Annotated in this window: 1 protein-coding gene; it reads left to right on the top strand. The window is 78.1% G+C overall.

Annotation, left to right across the window (positions count from 1 at the left end; genetic code table 11):
* On the top strand, nucleotides 1–1003 hold a 1003-nt coding region (locus tag ACWDX9_RS63700; protein ID WP_449973513.1), incomplete at both ends, for an AMP-binding protein.

Raw genomic sequence — 1003 nt, 5'->3', positions numbered from 1 at the left:
CCATGGCCGCCGCGGGCGCCGCCTGGCTGATCGGCGAGGACCGGGTGCGCGCCGTGGCCGAGGGGAGCGCGGCCGAGGGGCCAGCGAAGGGAATCGCCTACGTGATGACGACCTCGGGGTCCGCCGGGCTGCCCAAGGCGGTGCTCGTCGAGCATCGTTCGGTGGCGGCCAGGGCCGGGTGGATGCGGCGGGAGTACGGCCTGGGGCCCGGGGACCACGTGGTGCAGTTCGCGTCGCTGAGCTTCGACACCCACGTCGAGGAGATCTTCCCGGCGCTCGCGTCCGGGGCGACGGTGATGCCGCTGCCGGACGGCCCCGCGAGCCTGCCCGATCTGCTGGCCGGTCCGGACGGGCGCCGGATCACGGTGCTGGACCTGCCGACCGCGTACTGGCACCGGCTCGTCGAGTCACCCTCGGAGGTGGCCTGGCCGCCCGCGCTGCGGCTGGTGATCCTCGGCGGCGAGCAGGCCGACGGGGCGGCCATCGCCCGATGGCATCGTGAGGGGCCCGGGGCCCGGCTGGTCAACACGTACGGGCCGACCGAGGCCACGGTCATCGCCACGTGGGCCGAGCTGGCCGAGCTGGACGGGACCGACCCCGGCGGACGCCCGCCGATCGGCCGGCCGCTGTCGGCCACGTCGGTGCGGGTGCTGGACGCCCGGGGGGAGCCGGTGCCGCCGGGCGCGGCGGGCGAGCTGGCGATCGGCGGGGCCGGGGTGGCCCGCGGATACGCCGGGCTGCCCCGCCGCACCGCCGCCGCCTTCGAGCCCGACCCGTACGGAGAGCCCGGCGCCCGGCGCCTGCGCACCGGTGACCGGGCGCGGTGGCGCTCGGACGGGCAGCTGGAGTTCCTGGGCCGCCTGGACGACCAGGTCAAGGTGCGCGGCGTGCGCATCGAGCCCGGCGACGTGGAGGCCGCCCTGCGCGAGCACGCCGGCGCCGGGCAGGTGGCCGTGGCCGCGCGCGGCGAGGACCTGGTGGCCTACTTCACCGGCCCCGCCGC

Source organism: Nonomuraea sp. NPDC003201 (genome assembly GCF_053590415.1).
The sequence above is the reverse complement of the archived record's forward strand: the minus strand, read 5'-3'. Positions and strand labels throughout refer to the sequence as shown.